Annotated in this window: 13 protein-coding genes; 4 read left to right on the forward strand and 9 right to left on the reverse strand. The window is 71.0% G+C overall.

The genetic code is table 11. From position 1 onward, the window contains the following. Positions 1 to 20 precede the first annotated feature (20 nt). The 3 genes from ACZ470_RS16810 to ACZ470_RS16820 form a co-directional block, all read right to left on the reverse strand. Entirely contained in the window at positions 21 to 2,516 is a 2,496-nt protein-coding gene (locus ACZ470_RS16810) for an ATP-binding protein (RefSeq protein ID WP_468427863.1), read from the reverse strand. Positions 2,517 to 2,779: 263 nt separating this feature from the next. Next, the gene (locus ACZ470_RS16815) at positions 2,780 to 3,103 is read right to left on the reverse strand and encodes an STAS domain-containing protein (RefSeq protein WP_189364169.1); all 324 of its coding nucleotides are present in this window, start codon (positions 3,101 to 3,103) and stop codon (positions 2,780 to 2,782) included. A gap of 151 nt (positions 3,104 to 3,254) precedes the next feature. Then, positions 3,255 to 4,103 (reverse strand): 3-hydroxyacyl-CoA dehydrogenase family protein, encoded by an 849-nt coding sequence (locus ACZ470_RS16820; RefSeq protein WP_468427865.1) that lies wholly within the window; start codon positions 4,101 to 4,103, stop codon positions 3,255 to 3,257. Positions 4,104 to 4,328: 225 nt separating this feature from the next. Between ACZ470_RS16820 and ACZ470_RS16825 the strand changes: the two genes are divergently transcribed. Continuing rightward, positions 4,329 to 4,901: a cob(I)yrinic acid a,c-diamide adenosyltransferase gene (locus ACZ470_RS16825; protein WP_468427867.1), complete on the forward strand. Its 573-nt coding sequence runs from the start codon at positions 4,329 to 4,331 to the stop codon at positions 4,899 to 4,901. 3 nt (positions 4,902 to 4,904) lie between these two features. Here the strand turns inward: ACZ470_RS16825 and ACZ470_RS16830 are convergent, their stop codons facing one another. Together ACZ470_RS16830 and ACZ470_RS16835 are read right to left on the reverse strand one after the other, a co-directional pair. Beyond that, positions 4,905 to 5,102, reverse strand: a complete 198-nt coding sequence (locus tag ACZ470_RS16830) for a DUF5708 family protein (protein WP_468427869.1) — start codon at positions 5,100 to 5,102, stop codon at positions 4,905 to 4,907. Next, the gene (locus ACZ470_RS16835) at positions 5,099 to 5,680 is read right to left on the reverse strand and encodes a hypothetical protein (RefSeq protein ID WP_468427871.1); all 582 of its coding nucleotides are present in this window, start codon (positions 5,678 to 5,680) and stop codon (positions 5,099 to 5,101) included. Before ACZ470_RS16835 ends, ACZ470_RS16830 begins: the two co-directional genes overlap by 4 nt. Before the next feature lie 152 nt (positions 5,681 to 5,832). On the opposite strand from ACZ470_RS16835, the gene ACZ470_RS16840 reads away from it, so the two are divergent. From ACZ470_RS16840 to ACZ470_RS16850, 3 genes are all read left to right on the forward strand, one after another. After that, a complete protein-coding gene (locus ACZ470_RS16840) occupies positions 5,833 to 7,023 on the forward strand; it encodes a sensor histidine kinase (RefSeq protein ID WP_468427872.1) in 1,191 nt (396 codons plus the stop codon). After that, a complete protein-coding gene (locus ACZ470_RS16845; protein ID WP_468427874.1) occupies positions 7,023 to 7,664 on the forward strand; it encodes a response regulator in 642 nt (213 codons plus the stop codon). The genes ACZ470_RS16840 and ACZ470_RS16845 overlap by 1 nt, the downstream gene beginning before the upstream one ends. Before the next feature lie 125 nt (positions 7,665 to 7,789). After that, the gene (locus tag ACZ470_RS16850) at positions 7,790 to 9,613 is read left to right on the forward strand and encodes a glycosyl hydrolase family 18 protein (protein ID WP_468427875.1); all 1,824 of its coding nucleotides are present in this window, start codon (positions 7,790 to 7,792) and stop codon (positions 9,611 to 9,613) included. Between the two features lie 79 nt (positions 9,614 to 9,692). On the opposite strand, the gene ACZ470_RS16855 is transcribed toward ACZ470_RS16850, so the two are convergent. The 4 genes from ACZ470_RS16855 to ACZ470_RS16870 all read right to left on the reverse strand — a co-directional run bounded on the left by ACZ470_RS16855 (position 9,693) and on the right by ACZ470_RS16870 (position 13,213). Next, positions 9,693 to 10,139 carry a DUF2550 domain-containing protein gene (locus ACZ470_RS16855; RefSeq protein ID WP_468427877.1) on the reverse strand — a complete coding sequence of 149 codons (447 nt, stop codon included), beginning with the start codon at positions 10,137 to 10,139 and terminating at the stop codon, positions 9,693 to 9,695. A 129-nt stretch (positions 10,140 to 10,268) separates the two neighbouring features. Continuing rightward, complete coding sequence (locus tag ACZ470_RS16860; RefSeq protein ID WP_145867219.1) at positions 10,269 to 10,646, reverse strand: F0F1 ATP synthase subunit epsilon; 378 nt, start codon at positions 10,644 to 10,646, stop codon at positions 10,269 to 10,271. A 213-nt stretch (positions 10,647 to 10,859) separates the two neighbouring features. Continuing rightward, positions 10,860 to 12,296, reverse strand: a complete 1,437-nt coding sequence (gene atpD / locus ACZ470_RS16865; RefSeq protein WP_085575069.1) for a F0F1 ATP synthase subunit beta — start codon at positions 12,294 to 12,296, stop codon at positions 10,860 to 10,862. Beyond that, positions 12,296 to 13,213 carry a F0F1 ATP synthase subunit gamma gene (locus tag ACZ470_RS16870; RefSeq protein WP_468427880.1) on the reverse strand — a complete coding sequence of 306 codons (918 nt, stop codon included), beginning with the start codon at positions 13,211 to 13,213 and terminating at the stop codon, positions 12,296 to 12,298. Before ACZ470_RS16870 ends, atpD begins: the two co-directional genes overlap by 1 nt. Between the last annotated feature and the right edge of the window lie 15 nt (positions 13,214 to 13,228).

The raw sequence follows: 13,228 nt of genomic DNA on the forward strand, positions 1-13,228 counted from the left end.
CCCCCGGTCGTGGCCGCGGGTCAGATCACCTGTTCCGAGCCGCCGCTCCGCGGGGCGCTCGCGCTCGTCTCCACGGGGGAGGACGAGGCGGGGCCGCTCGCGGAGTCGGAGGTGGACGGCTCCTCCTCCGGAGGCGTGGTCTCGGTCTCGGTCGGCTCCGGCGTGGTCTCGGTCGGCGTCGGCGTCGACGGGGTCGAGGGCTCGGTCGGCGGCTTCGACGACGACGGCGGCTTGGTCGTCCTCGTCGGCTTCGAGCTCGGTGAGGTCGACTTCGACGGCTCCGGCTCCTCGGTGTCGCTCGGCCCGTCCGACGGCTCCCCCGACGACGAGGCCGTCGGGGTCGGGTCGTCGGAGGTGCCCGGAGTGCCGTCGGGACCGGGGTCGGTCGGCCGGCTGGTGGCCTCGCCGGTGTCGCCCTCGTCTCCGGCAGCCGGGTCCGCGCCGAGGCTGCCGTCGTCGATGCCCTGGCTGGCGGACGGGTTGACCCCCACGTTCTCGGACGGGGTGCCCGCGTCGTTCTCGGACGTGGCGCCCAGCGTCACCACCGTGCCCAGCACGGCGACGAGCAGCGCGCCGGCGCCGGCCGCCACCAGGTTGCGCCGGGCCAGTCCCTTCAGCCCGCCGCCCGCCTTGACCGGCCGCGCGGCCGGCGACGGCACCGTGCGGTTGATGACATGGGCGGTGTCGGAGGGCGGCTGGAGCTCCGGGAACGCCGTCGGCACCCCGCGGGGCGGCGACGCCGACTCCTCGTAGTGGGCCTCGGGCACCTCCTCCCCCGCGGTCGGCATGAGTGCCAGCGGGGTTCCGGAGCGGTCGGCGACCAGGGCCAGCGCGCGGCGGCCGGCGACGGTGCCGCGCTTGTCGGCGAGGGCGCCGCGCAGCCCGATGGACGCCTCCAGTTCGGCGCGCGACCGGTCGAGCTGTCCGGCGCACAACGCGTGGATGCCGAGCTCGTGGTGGAAGTAGGCCTGTTCCGCCACGTCCCCGGCGAGCCGGGCGGCCTCCGCACCGGCCCGCAGCGCCCGCTCCCAGGCGCTCCAGTGCAGGCCCGCGGCGAACGCGGGTGCGGCGGCGCGGGCCAGCTGGACGGCCGTGCTCTGCTCGCCCTCGGTGGTGGCCGAGGTGAGCGGCGACAGCACGGTCAGGGCGGCGAGCACCGCGTCGGCCTCGGCGCAGACCCGCTCCGGGGTGACCGAGGGATGACCGGCCCACCAGGCGTAGTGCTGTGCGGCGGCACGGGCCTGGGCCTCGGCCCCGTCGGCGTATCCGGCGGCCTCCAGCTGGGCCGACACCCCTGCGGCGAGGCGGTAGCGGGAGCCGGCCGGCGAGACCAGGCCGCAGGCGGCCAGTTCTCCCAGCGCGGCGTCGGCGTGGGTGTCGCCCACCAGGGCGGGCAGATGGGCCTGGTGGGGCACCTCACCGCCGAGGGCGACCGCGAAGCGCAGGGTGGCGCGGGCGGAGGCGCTGAGCCGGGAGGCGAGCAGCGGGGCGGGGGCGGCGGCCTCGCCGAGCGAGGGCAGCGGGACCTCGTCGGCCTCGGCGGCGTCGTAGGGCGCGTCGTCGGGGTGGACGTCCTCGAAGACGCCGAACTCGTCGACGGCGTCGGCGCCGGCCCGCAGCCGGTCGCGCTGCCGCAGCAGGGCACCGGCCTGCACGAAGCGCAGCGGCAGGCCCTCGGACTCGAACCAGAGGTCGCCGGCCCAGTTCGACTCGTCCTCGGTGAGGCCCCGGCCGACGGCGCGCTCCAGCAGGTCGAGTCCGGCCGCGCGGTCGAGACCCTCGAGGACGACCTCCTCGATACCGGCCTCGGCGGTCGGCTCGGGCACGTCCGGGGTGGTGCCGAACAGGAACGCGCACTCGGGGGTGGCGTCCAGCAGCTCGTCGAGGGCGGCCCCGCCGAGCTCCAGGTCGTCGAGGACGACGACGGCGCCGATCTCACGGACGCAGTCGACGAGTTCGTCCCGGTCCGGGCGGTGCAGGGGTGCGTTGTGGACGGCGTAGAAGAGGTCGTGGAGCAGGTCGTCGGCGGAGCGGCGGTGGCCGTTGAGACGGACGACGCCGTCGGGGGCGAGGTCCGCGCAGTCCTCGGCGACGATGTCGAGGAGCCGGGTGCGGCCGGAGCCGGCCGGGCCGGTGAGGCGTACGGAGCGGCCGCGGGCGAGCAGCCGGACCAGCTTCTCGCGCTCGTCGTCACGGGCCAGGAGCGGCAGCGCGGGCTGCGCGGGTCCCGGCGGGACGGGCGGCGCCGCGGCCCGCTCGACCTCGGCGCGCTCGGCCTCGGTCAGCTTCACGGGCCGGCCCGGCCGTTCGGCGGGCGGGCAGGGCTCGATCTCGCTGCCGTCGACGGGGTTGACGGTGAGCAGGAAGTCGCCGGAGACGAGCTGCACCGTGCGGGCGAGCGCGGGCGCGTGCTGTCCGAAGTCGGAGGTGAGGGATTCCCGGGGAGGACGCTGGCGCGGCGCGGGGCCGTCACCCTCATGGCCGTACTCCTCGGGTCCCCGGTTGTTCGGGTCCATAGGTCCTAGCCCCCCAAAAGCGTCGTGTGCCTGAAGCCCCTCCCGGCCTTGCTGCACACCGCGCTGTCGCTTCTGGTCCGGGCCCGCTCAGGGGTTGCGAGGCAGCGGGCAGCCGAACCCTAAACCTTCGCTCAGTATCTACGACAGTCCGGGGTACCGCGGCGTCCGAGACATCACGGTCTCGTGAGGATTGTGCGCGCGTCGCACGGTTCGCCGAGGTCGACCCGGGTCGTTCCGGCGCTCCGCCGCGGACGCGTACGGCCTCACACGCGGGGCAGCGTGTCCACCCCGATGCCCCCCTCGATCGCCAGGATCCGGTGCAGCCGGGTGGCCACCAACAGGCGCTGCATCTGCGGCGGTACGTCGCGCAGCACCAGGCGCCGGCCGCACCGGCCGGCCCGTCGGTGGGCCCCCATGATCACGCCGAGTCCGGTGGCGTCCCAGGAGTCCAGTTCGGACAGGTCCAGCACCAGATCGCCGACTCCGTCGTCGACGGCCGAGTGCAGGACCGTACGGGCGTCCGCCGCGCTGCGGACGTCGAGGCGGCCCCCGACGACCAGCTCGGCGTGGTCGCCCTTGATGTGCATATGCGCTCCCCGTGGTGCGTCTCGTGCTCCGCGTTTCCATGGCCGGTGATGCAACCTCTGACGGCGGGACGGCGGCGGAGGTTGCTACCTGTAAGCGAACCGATACCGAATTCACCCCGGCGTGTGATGCGCGCCGGGGCGAATCGCGGTGTCAGTGCTCGTAGAAGCCCTGCCCGCTCTTGCGGCCGATGTCACCGGCGTCAACCATCCGGCGCATCAGCTCGGGAGCGGCGAACTTCTCGTCCTGCGACTCGGTGTAGATGTTGCTCGTGGCGTGCAGCAGGATGTCCACGCCGGTGAGGTCGGCGGTGGCCAGCGGCCCCATGGCGTGGCCGAAGCCCAGCTTGCAGGCCAGGTCGATGTCCTCGGCGCTCGCCACGCCCGACTCGTAGAGCTTGGCGGCCTCGACGACGAGGGCGCAGATGAGACGGGTGGTGACGAAGCCGGCGACGTCGCGGTTGACGACGATGCAGGTCTTGCCCACCGACTCGGCGAACTCCCGCGCCCTGGCGAGGGTTTCGTCGCTGGTCTTGTAGCCGCGGACCAGTTCGCACAGCTGCATCATCGGGACCGGCGAGAAGAAGTGGGTGCCGACGACCCGCTCCGGGTGCTCCGTCACGGCCGCGATCTTGGTGATCGGGATGGCGGAGGTGTTGGAGGCGAGTACGGCGTCCTCCCGCACGATCTTGTCGAGCGTGCGGAAGATCTCGTGCTTGACCTCGAGCTTCTCGAACACGGCTTCGACGACGATGTCCGCGTCCGCGCAGGCGTCCAGGTCGGTGGTCGCGGTGATCCGGGAGAGGGCGGCGTCGGCGTCGTGCGCCTCCAGCTTGCCCTTGCTCACGAACTTGTCGTACGACGCCTTGATCCCGTCGGTGCCGCGCGTGAGCGCCTCGTCGGTGACGTCCCGCAGGACGACGTCCCAGCCCGCCTGAGCGGAGACCTGGGCGATGCCGGACCCCATGAGACCGGCCCCGATGACGGCGAGCTTGCGTGCCACTGTGCGACTCCCCTGATACGCGCTGTCTTGTTCTCCAGAAGCGGACATTAGCGTTCGCGGGGCGCCGTGTGACCGGTAAGTAACGCGCGTCACGTCTCAAATGACGGACATCACACCGACGGGGTCAGCAAGCGCTTCGTACGGCGTAGTTGGGCACCCTCTGCTCAACCGTGTCACTGGCCACACACGCGTTCCGGACGGCCGGGACGTCACTAGGCTGACCACATGGTCAACCTGACGCGTATCTACACGAGGACCGGCGACAAGGGCACCACCGCCCTCGGTGACATGAGCCGGGTCGCCAAGACCGATCTGCGCATCTCCGCCTACGCCGACGCCAACGAGGCGAACGCGGTGATCGGTACGGCGATCGCGCTCGGCGGTCTGGAGCACGAGGTCGTCCAGGTCCTCACCCGTGTGCAGAACGACCTGTTCGACGTGGGCGCCGATCTCTCGACGCCGGTGGTGGAGAACCCGGAGTACCCGCCGCTGCGGGTCGAGCAGTTCTATGTCGACCGGCTGGAGGCGGACTGCGACCGCTTCAACGAGCGGCTGGAGAAGCTGCGCTCCTTCATCCTGCCCGGCGGTACGCCCGGTGCGGCCCTGCTCCACCAGGCCTGCACGGTCGTGCGCCGGGCCGAGCGCTCCACCTGGGCCGCCATGGAGGCGCACGGTGAGTCGATGAACCCCCTCACCGCCACCTACCTCAACCGCCTCTCCGACCTCCTGTTCATCCTGGCCCGCATCGCCAACAAGGAGACCGGCGACGTGCTGTGGGTGCCGGGCGGCGAGCGCTGAGCCCTACCGGGACTCCGCCCGGCCGCGCGTGGCCCGGTACAGGCCGAGCGCGGCCTCGGCGGCGCCGACGCACGTCATCACCAGGCCCACCTTGGTGGGCGTGACCACCGGCAGGTCCACTCCCCCGGCGAACAGCCACAGCGCGAGGCCCGCCACCAGAGTGGCGGACCCCGTGACGAGGTTCCGGGTCGCCCGCGTCATCGGCCCACCCGCTCCTTGTCCGCGCCGCTGAGGCCCGGCTCCCGCGCCGGGGCCTTCTTCGGCCAGATCCAGTACGCCAGGGCCACCAGGCCGTGGATGCCGGCCGCCCGCCAGGCCGTGAACCGCCACGCCTCCAGGGAGGTGACGCGGCTCGGGTCGTCGACGTACCAGATGGCGAGCTGGAGCAGCACGGTCGCCACGACGGCGGCCGTCAGCGTGCCCAGCCAGACCTTGGTCTCGTGCCGGGCGCGGGCCATGCCGTAGCGCGGCGGGCCCAGCGGCTTGGGCGCGCCGCCCAGCCGGTGCGCGGCGTGGCCGTCGAGCCACTTCACCGTGCGGTGGCCGTGGCCCACGGTGTAGCCGATGTAGAGCGCGGCCAGGCCGTGCGTCCAGTTCGACTCGGCGCCGTTCTTCAGGTCGAGCGCGGTGGCGACCAGCAGGACGACCTCCAGCAGCGGCTCGCACAGCAGCAGCGCCAGGCCGATGCGCGGCTTCTTGAGCAGATAGCGGCAGGCGAGTCCGGCGGCCAGCAGTACCCAGAAGCCGATCTCACAGGCTGCGATCAAGGCGACGATCACGGTTCGCTCCTCTCGGTCACCCTTTCAGGCTCCCGTGCGAGCCGGCCCGTTTCGTCGTCGCCGCCTACGAACTCGCGGTACATCGAAAGATGCAGTCCAGGACCCTCCGCGGGGATCAGGCGCCGGGTGGGCGCACCGTGTTGGATGGTGCCATGGCCGTACGACTGCCCCGTCCTCCCCGCTTCGACGTGTGGGTCGCGCTCGCCGGACTCGCCGGCGGACTGCTGCTGTGGGGCTTCGGGCTGGGCGTGCGGCCGGACGACGACCCGGTCGTGGTCTTCGGCGGCCGCTGGGCGCTGCTCGTGCCGCTCGCGGTGATCGGCGGCTGCGAACTGCTGCGCCGCACCGCGCCGCGCACCGCCCTGCTCATCGGCACGCTGGCGCTCGCCGCGGACGTCATGACACAGGGCAGCATCGCGACGATCGTGATGTACACCGACCTCATGTACGCCGCCGTCCTGTACGGCACGCCCGCCACCGCCCGTCGGCTGCCGTGGGTCACCGGCCTGCTCACGATCGCGGCGACGCTGGTGCCCTACGCCGTCTGGCGGGTGCCGGAGGCGCTGCTGATCGGGCTCGTCATCGGTGCCGTGGCGTTCACTCCCGCGTCGACCGGACTCATCGTGCGCAACCACCGCGACGCGGCCGAGGCCGCCCGGTTGCGGGCCGAACAGACCGCGCTGCTCGCGGAGATGGACCGCACCCAGGCGGTGACCGCGGAACGCGCCCGCATGGCCCGCGAGTTGCACGACATGGTCGCCAACCACCTCTCCGCGATCGCCATCCACTCCACGGCCGCCCTGTCCCTGGACGATCCCGGGACCTCCAAGGAGGCGCTCACCGTGATCCGGGAGAACAGCGTTCAGGGACTGTCCGAAATGCGACGGCTCATCGGCATCCTGCGCGAGGGGGCCGACGACCGGGAACCGGCCGCGACCCCCACCCTCGACGGCCTAGGCGCCCTGGTCGACGGCGCCCGCGCCAACGGCCTCGACGTGACCCTCGACGCCGTCCACGAATCCGTCCCCGCACCCGTCGAGCTGGCCGCGTACAGGATCGTGCAGGAGTCGCTGACGAACGCGCTGAAGCATGCCGCGCCGGGGACGGTCACCGTGTGGCTGCGCCGGCCGGCCGACGCCCTCGACATCCGGGTGACCAGCCCCTACGGCGGCCGGGACACTCCGCGCGCCCCGGGTTCCGGGGCCGGTCTCGTCGGGATGCGGGAGCGGGTCGCCCTGCTGAACGGCACGTTCGAGGCCGGGCCGGAGAGCGGCGCGGACGGCAAGCTGTGGGTGGTGCGCGCCAGCCTCCCCATCACCGACATCGTGCAAGGAGAGAGCTGATGATCCGCGTCCTGGTCGCCGAGGACCAGTCCGCCGTCCGTGCCGGGCTGGTCCTCATCCTGAGCAGCGCGCCCGACATGGAGGTCGTGGGCGAGGCGGGGGACGGCGAACAGGCGGTGGCGCTCGCCCGCGAGCTGCGCCCCGACCTGGTGCTGATGGACGTGCAGATGCCGCGCCTGGACGGGGTGTCGGCGACCCGGCGGGTGGTCGAGGAAGGGCTCGCCGATGTGCTGGTGCTGACCACCTTCGACCTCGACGAGTACGTCTTCGGGGCGCTGCGGGCCGGTGCCGCCGGGTTCCTGCTGAAGAACACGGAGGCGAAGGACCTCATCTCCGCGGTGCGCACCGTGGCGCGCGGGGAGGGCATCGTCGCCCCGGCCGTCACCCGGCGGCTGATCGCCGAGTTCGCGGCGAAGCCCACCCGTGCGGTGACGGCGGATCCGGCGGTGCTGGAGTCGCTCACCCGGCGCGAGCGGGAGGTGCTCTCGTGCCTCGGGGAGGGGCTGTCCAACGCCGACATCGCGGCCCGGCTGGACATGGCCGAGGCGACGGTGAAGACGCACGTCAGCCGCCTGCTGGGCAAGCTGGAGCTGCGCAGCCGGGTGCAAGCCGCGGTGCTGGCGCAGGAATTGGGGATCTGACGGAAGCTCGGGGACAGTGGTCCAGACCTATTGACCCGTGGTCCAGACCTTTCTATTCTCGCGGCACTGCGGGTGTGATGGCTCAGTCACGCCCACAACGGCTTCTTCTCATAAGGAGGCGCAGCATGCGCTTCAGACACAGAGCCGCGGCAGGGTTCGCGACCCTGCTGCTCCCCTTCGCCGGCCTCGTGGGCCTCGCGAGCCCGGCTCAGGCCGCGACCTCGGCGACCGCCACCTACGCCAAGACCCAGGACTGGGGCTCCGGCTTCGAGGGCAAGTGGACGGTGAAGAACACCGGCACCACGACCATCAACTCCTGGACCATCGAGTGGGACTTCCCCTCCGGCACCCGGGTCAACTCGGCCTGGGACGCCACGGTCACCAACTCCGGTGACCACTGGACCGCCAAGAACCTCGCCTGGAACGGCACCCTCGCCCCCGGGGCGTCCGTCTCGTTCGGGTTCAACGGCAGCGGCTCCGGCGCCCCCACCGGCTGCAAGCTCAACGGCGGCAGCTGCGACGGCGGCCCGGAGGTGCCCGGCGACGCCGCCCCCTCCGCGCCCGGCACCCCCACCGCCTCGGGCATCACCGACACCTCGGTGAAGCTGTCCTGGGCGGCGGCCACCGACGACAAGGGCATCAAGAACTACGACGTCCTGCGCGACGGCGCCAAGGTCGCCACCGTGACCGGCACCTCCTACACGGACACCGGCCTCACCAAGGGCACCGACTACTCGTACACCGTGCAGGCGCGTGACACCGCCGACCAGACCGGTCCGGCCAGCGGCGCGGTGAAGGTCCGCACCACCGGCGAGTCCGAGGAGCCGCCCACCGGCGACAAGGTCAACCTCGGCTACTTCACCGAGTGGGGCGTCTACGGCCGCAACTACCACGTCAAGAACCTGGTGACGTCCGGCTCGGCCGCCAAGATCACCCACATCAACTACGCGTTCGGCAACGTCAAGAACGGCCAGTGCGTGCTCGACGACGCCTACGCCGCCACCGACAAGGCCTACACCGCCGACCAGTCCGTCAGCGGCACCGCCGACGCCTGGGACCAGCCGCTGCGCGGCAACTTCAACCAGCTGCGCCAGCTGAAGGCGAAGTACCCGCACATCAAGGTGCTGTACTCCTTCGGCGGCTGGACCTACTCCGGCGGCTTCGGCCAGGCCGCGCAGAACCCGGCCGCGTTCGCCAAGTCCTGCAAGGCCGTCGTGGAGGACCCGCGCTGGGCCGATGTCTTCGACGGCATCGACATCGACTGGGAGTACCCGAACGCCTGCGGTCTGACCTGTGACACCAGCGGCCCGGCCGCGTTCAAGAACCTGTCGCAGGCCCTGCGCGCCGAGTTCGGCAACGACTACCTGGTCACCGCCGCCATCACCGCGGACGGCTCCGAGGGCGGCAAGATCGACGCGGCCGACTACGGCGGCGCCGCCCAGTACCTCGACTGGTACAACGTGATGACGTACGACTACTTCGGCGCCTGGGACAAGGCCGGCCCGACCAACCCCCACTCGCCGCTGACCACGTTCCCCGGCATCCCGAAGGAGGGCTTCAACTCGGCTGCCGCGATCGCCAAGCTGAAGGCGAAGGGCGTCCCGGCGAGCAAGCTGCTGCTCGGCATCGGCTTCTACGGCCGCGGCTGGACCGGCGTCACCCAGTCCGCCCCGGGCGGCACCGCCACCGGCCCGGCGCCCGGCACGTACGAGGCGGGCATCGAGGACTACAAGGTCCTCAAGAACTCCTGTCCGGCCACCGGCACCTTCGCGGGCACGGCGTACGCCCACTGCGGCACCAACTGGTGGTCCTACGACACCCCGGCGACCATCAAGACGAAGATGGCGTGGGCCAAGACCCAGGGCCTGGGCGGCGCCTTCTTCTGGGAGTTCAGCGGCGACACCGCGAACGGTGAGCTGGTGAGCGCCATCGACAGCGGACTGAGCTAGTCCTCGACCGCCGTCGAACCAAGGAACCGCCCCCGGACGACATCGTCCGGGGGCGGTTCCCGTACCAGAAGGGTCCGGCCTAGGCCACGTTCACCCGTTGCCCGGGCGGGGCCGCCTCCAGCCAGGCGAGGAAACCGGTCAGCGCGTCCTCGCTCATCGCGAGCTCCAGACGCGTGCCCCGGTGCAGACAGGCGAGGATCACCGCGTCCGACAGCAGCGCCAGTTCCTCCTCGCCCTCGGGGACGCGGCGGCCCGCCACCTCGATCGCGGAGCGCTCCAGCACACGGCGTGGGCGGGGGGCGTAGGAGAACACCCGGAACCACTCGACCCGGTCACCGTTGTAACGTGCCACCCCGTACGCCCAGCCCTTGCCGCCGGAGTCACCCGATTCGGGAGCCTCCCAGCGCAGGCTGCAGTCGAACGTCCCGCCGGAACGCTGGATGAGGCGACGGCGCAGGCCGAAGACGAAGAGCCCCACCACCACGAGCGCCACGACGATTCCGCACACAGTCAGAGCGAGGACCATCGGCACCGACCTCCTCGTCTCCTAGGTAACGGAACGGAAAAATCATCCAGATCTGCCTCAGCCGCGGTCGGCTCCGGATCGCTCCGGTGCCGGCCGCGGCTGAGTGACGTCATCTCACCCCTGCGGGGGTCAGCGTCCCGCGGACGCCGCCCGCAGACGGACATCCGCGCGCCGCTGCGCCTCGGTGTCGTCCTCCGCCTTCGCGCGGGCGAGTTCCTGCTCCGCGCTCTGGACGTCGATCTCGTCCGACAGCTCGGCGATCTCCGCCAGCAGCGACAGCTTGTTGTCCGCGAACGAGATGAAACCGCCGTGCACCGCGGCGACGACCGTCCCGCCCTCGCGCGTGCGAATCGTCACGGGGCCCGACTCCAGCACACCGAGCAGCGGCTGGTGACCGGGCATGACGCCGATGTCGCCGGACGTGGTGCGCGCGACGACCAGGGTGGCCTCGCCGGACCAGACCTCTCGGTCGGCCGCGACCAGCGCGACGTGCAGCTCAGCAGCCAAGGTGGCTCCTCGGGTCACCACCCGGCTCTTCTGCCGGGTGTTAGGTACAAGTCTAGTAGGGCGCCGAGCACCACAGTGTCGGGGCCCGCCCCGGGACTCGGCCGGGGGTCCGGGGGTTGTCCCCCGGGCAATGCAGCGTGGGCGTGGATGAGGGGGCGGGACGTACCCCGCCCCCTCAGGAGTGAGCCGTGGGGCTCACGTCGAGCTCGGGGCTCAGGAGACGCCCAGCTCCTTCGCGTTGTTCTTCAGGTCCTCGATGCCACCGCACATGAAGAACGCCTGCTCCGGGAAGTGGTCGTACTCACCGTCGCAGATCGCGTTGAACGCGGCGATCGACTCGTCCAGCGGCACGTCCGAACCGTCCACGCCGGTGAACTGCTTGGCGACGTGGGTGTTCTGGGACAGGAAGCGCTCCACGCGACGGGCACGGTGGACGACGAGCTTGTCCTCCTCGCCGAGCTCGTCGATACCGAGGATCGCGATGATGTCCTGGAGGTCCTTGTACTTCTGGAGGATGTTCTTCACGCGCATGGCCGCGTTGTAGTGGTCCTGCGCGATGTAGCGCGGGTCCAGGATCCGGGACGTCGAGTCCAGCGGGTCCACGGCCGGGTAGATGCCCTTCTCCGAGATCGGACGGGAGAGCACCGTCGTCGCGTCGAGGTGGGCGAAGGTGGTGGCCGGGGCCGGGTCGGTCAGGTCGTCCGCGGGGACGTAGATCGCCTGCATCGAGGTGATCGAGTGACCACGGGTCGAGGTGATGCGCTCCTGGAGGAGACCCATCTCGTCGGCCAGGTTCGGCTGGTAGCCCACCGCGGAGGGCATACGGCCGAGCAGGGTCGACACCTCGGAACCGGCCTGGGTGAAGCGGAAGATGTTGTCGATGAAGAACAGCACGTCCTGCTTCTGGACGTCACGGAAGTACTCGGCCATGGTGAGGCCGGCCAGCGCGACGCGCAGACGGGTGCCCGGGGGCTCGTCCATCTGACCGAAGACCAGGGCGGTCTTGTCGATGACGCCCGACTCGCTCATCTCGTCGATGAGGTCGTTGCCCTCACGGGTGCGCTCACCGACACCGGCGAACACCGACACACCGTCGTGGTTGTTGGCGACGCGGTAGATCATCTCCTGGATGAGCACCGTCTTGCCGACGCCGGCACCGCCGAACAGACCGATCTTTCCACCCTTGACGTACGGGGTGAGAAGGTCGATGACCTTGACGCCGGTCTCGAACATCTCGGTCTTCGACTCGAGCTCGTCGAAGTTCGGCGCCTTGCGGTGGATCGGCCAGCGCTCGCCGGTGTACTGCTCGTCGACGTTCAGCACCTCACCGAGGGTGTTGAACACCTTGCCCGTGGTGAAGTCACCGACCGGCACGGAGATCGAGGAGCCCGTGTCGGTCACCGGGGCCTGGCGGACCAGACCGTCGGTGGGCTGCATGGAGATGGTGCGGACCAGGCCGTCACCCAGGTGCTGGGCGACCTCCAGGGTCAGCGTCTTGAGCTCACCCTCCTTGGCCGGGTCGGCGACCTGGACGTGCAGGGCGTTGTAGATGTCCGGCATCGCGTCGACGGGGAACTCCACGTCGACGACCGGGCCGATGACCCGGGCGACGCGGCCCGTAGCCGTCGCGGTCTCAACAGTGGTGGTCATTAGTTGTCACTCCCCGCGTTCGCGTCGGCCAGGGCACTGGCGCCACCGACGATCTCGCTGATTTCCTGGGTGATTTCGGCCTGGCGGGCCGCGTTGGCAAGACGGGAGAGCGTGTTGATCAGCTCGCCCGCGTTGTCGGTGGCCGACTTCATCGCGCGCCGCGTGGCGGCGTGCTTCGAAGCGGCCGACTGGAGCAGCGCGTTGTAGATCCGGCTCTCCACGTAGCGCGGCAGCAGGGCGTCGAGGACGTCCTCCGCCGAGGGCTCGAAGTCGTACAGCGGCAGGATCTCGCCCTTGGTGGCGGTCTCCTCCGCGACCTCTTCGAGACGCAGCGGAAGCATCCGGGAGTCGACCGCCGTCTGCGTCATCATCGACACGAACTCGGTGTAGACGATGTGGAGTTCGTCCACGCCGCCGTCCGCCGTCTCCGTCTCGAGCGCCTCGATCAGCGGGGCCGCGACCTTCTTGGCGTCCGCGTACGAGGGCTCGTCGGTGAAGCCCGTGAACGTCTCCGCGATCTTGCGCTCACGGAAGTTGTAGTGGGCGACACCACGCCGGCCGACGATGTACGTGACGACCTGCTTGCCCTCGCGCTCCAGGCGCTCGGTCAGCTGCTCCGCCGCCTTGATGGCGTTGGAGTTGAAGGCACCGGCCAGACCGCGGTCGCTCGTGAGGAGCAGGACCGCGGCACGGGTCGGGTTCTCCGCCTCCGTGGTGAGCGGGTGCTTGGTGTTCGACCCGGTTCCGACCGCCGTGACCGCGCGGGTGAGTTCCCGCGCGTACGGCGTGGAGGCCGCCACCTTGCGCTGCGCCTTGACGACGCGCGAGGCGGCGATCATCTCCATCGCCTTGGTGATCTTCTTGGTCGCGGTGACGGATCGGATGCGACGCTTGTAGACCCGGAGCTGGGCTCCCATGAGTCAGGTCCCTTC

The organism is Streptomyces sp. NPDC031111 (assembly GCF_055570675.1).

Coding starts and splice junctions, on each gene's coding strand:
- ACZ470_RS16850 (WP_468427875.1), top strand. CDS start 7,790: ATGCGCTTCAGACACAGAGCCGCGGCAGGGTTCGCGACCCTGCTGCTC.
- ACZ470_RS16830 (WP_468427869.1), bottom strand. CDS start 5,102: ATGACGCGGGCGACCCGGAACCTCGTCACGGGGTCCGCCACTCTGGTG.
- ACZ470_RS16810 (WP_468427863.1), bottom strand. CDS start 2,516: ATGGACCCGAACAACCGGGGACCCGAGGAGTACGGCCATGAGGGTGAC.
- ACZ470_RS16855 (WP_468427877.1), bottom strand. CDS start 10,139: ATGGTCCTCGCTCTGACTGTGTGCGGAATCGTCGTGGCGCTCGTGGTG.
- ACZ470_RS16870 (WP_468427880.1), bottom strand. CDS start 13,213: ATGGGAGCCCAGCTCCGGGTCTACAAGCGTCGCATCCGATCCGTCACC.
- ACZ470_RS16815 (WP_189364169.1), bottom strand. CDS start 3,103: ATGCACATCAAGGGCGACCACGCCGAGCTGGTCGTCGGGGGCCGCCTC.
- ACZ470_RS16840 (WP_468427872.1), top strand. CDS start 5,833: ATGGCCGTACGACTGCCCCGTCCTCCCCGCTTCGACGTGTGGGTCGCG.
- ACZ470_RS16845 (WP_468427874.1), top strand. CDS start 7,023: ATGATCCGCGTCCTGGTCGCCGAGGACCAGTCCGCCGTCCGTGCCGGG.
- atpD (WP_085575069.1), bottom strand. CDS start 12,296: ATGACCACCACTGTTGAGACCGCGACGGCTACGGGCCGCGTCGCCCGG.
- ACZ470_RS16825 (WP_468427867.1), top strand. CDS start 4,329: ATGGTCAACCTGACGCGTATCTACACGAGGACCGGCGACAAGGGCACC.